This is a genomic window from Candidatus Hakubella thermalkaliphila (genome assembly GCF_013281975.1).
GTDB lineage: Bacteria > Actinomycetota > Humimicrobiia > Hakubellales > Hakubellaceae > Hakubella > Hakubella thermalkaliphila.
The window spans coordinates 1-1,524 of the sequence record NZ_BLRZ01000232.1; the positions used below are offsets into that span (position 1 = coordinate 1).

General features: G+C 48.0%; 2 protein-coding genes and 1 pseudogene. 1 reads left to right on the forward strand and 2 read right to left on the reverse strand.

All coding sequences use genetic code 11. The features are described from left to right. Both HW443_RS11140 and HW443_RS11145 read right to left on the reverse strand, forming a co-directional pair. Nucleotides 1-478 (reverse strand): ABC transporter permease (locus HW443_RS11140; RefSeq protein ID WP_176238218.1); only part of this gene is annotated, 478 nt, incomplete at its 3' end. 99 nt (nucleotides 479-577) lie between these two features. Next, nucleotides 578-979 carry an ATP-binding protein DrrA1-3 family domain-containing protein gene (locus HW443_RS11145; RefSeq protein WP_176236356.1) on the reverse strand — a complete coding sequence of 134 codons (402 nt, stop codon included), beginning with the start codon at nucleotides 977-979 and terminating at the stop codon, nucleotides 578-580. A gap of 38 nt (nucleotides 980-1,017) precedes the next feature. On the opposite strand from HW443_RS11145, the pseudogene HW443_RS11150 reads away from it, so the two are divergent. After that, nucleotides 1,018-1,509, forward strand: a pseudogene (locus HW443_RS11150) (AMP-binding enzyme); the annotation flags it as partial. Nucleotides 1,510-1,524: the final 15 nt, after the last annotated feature.

Consider the following 1,524-nt stretch of genomic DNA (forward strand, 5'->3'; position numbering starts at 1 on the left):
GGATACCGAAGGAAGTTAGGGCGAAAGACATCAGAATCATAAGGGCAATAAGCTCCATAACATTGACCAGGTTCAGCCTCACTCCCAGTATAGGGGCGAAGGCAAGCATGATGAGTCCCTGGAGCATAGCCTGAGTGCTCCCTCCGCAGGCTTTCCCCAGGACAATGGCGGTGCGGGAAATGGGAGCCACCAGAACTTCCTTGAGGAAACCAAACTCTCTGTCCCACACTATGGAAAGGGCAGAGAAGGTAGCGGTGAAAAGCACGGTCATTCCGATAATGCCCGGATAGATGAAGTCCAGAAAGGTACTTCCTCCGCCACCAATAAAGCGGAGTGCACTGGATAGACCCGTGCCCAGGACGAAGAGGAAAAGAGCTGGTTGGGCAGTAGCACCGATTATGCGACCTCTATCCCTGAAAAAACGCTTAATGTCTCTCAGCCAGATGGTGTAGATACCTTTCAAATCCTTTCGCAGCATTATCTTTTCCTCCCTAGATCATCACAGGAATCTTCCCTTAGTCCACTAAGAGCTTTCCACAAGAATCTACCCGACCTCTTTGCAAAGAACTGTAATGGGCTAGCTTCTACCCCTCATCCTTCTGGCTCTGACCACCGCCCTGGCTATACCGAGAGCGTCCGCCGACTCCTCCCGTATGGCCCTGCCTGCAAGCTTGAGAAAAACATCGTCCAGGGTCGGCCGTCGAGCATTGATGGAAATTACCTCCATGTCCAATTTAGAAAAAAGCTGGGGAATGAAGCGGTCGCTGTCTTCAATCTCGAAGCGGAGGGTGCCATCCTGTATTACTACCTGGCGCCCAAACCTGGATTCAATGATCTTCTGAGCTTTCTCATTATTGGCGGTGTCCAGAGTGATAACATCTCCTCTCACAGATTTTTTCAGATTATCGGGAGTGTCCAGAGCAATTATTCTCCCCCGATCGATTATGGCTATGCGATCACAATTTTCGGCTTCATCCATGTAATGAGTGGTCAGAAAGATAGTAATATCCTTTTTTCTTCTTAGACACCTATTTCACAGTGTATGATAACCTCTATTTCGCTGGTGATGGCTGCAGAATTGACGAGGACGGCGATTATTGGCTGATGGGGAGAATAGATGATGTTGTTAATGTTTCTGGTCACCGTATCAGCACCGCAGAAGTTGAAAGTGCCCTGGTCAGTCATAAAAAGGTAGCCGAAGCCGCTGTTACGCCGGTGCCTCATGATATTAAAGGACAGGGATTGTATGCTTTTGTAACTTTAGTTGAAGGAGTAGAAGAAAGTGAGGCGCTAAAGAAAGAACTTATAATGCATGTGCGCAAAGTAATTGGTCCGATAGCTACTCCGGAAGCAATTCAGTTTGCACCCGCACTTCCAAAGACCCGTTCAGGTAAGATTATGAGGCGCATCCTGCGTAAAATCGCCGAGAAAGACACAACTAATTTAGGAGATATCAGTACACTTGCTGACCCAAGCGTAGTGGAGAGCCTGATCAAAGGCAGAGAATAACAAATTTGGGAGAAG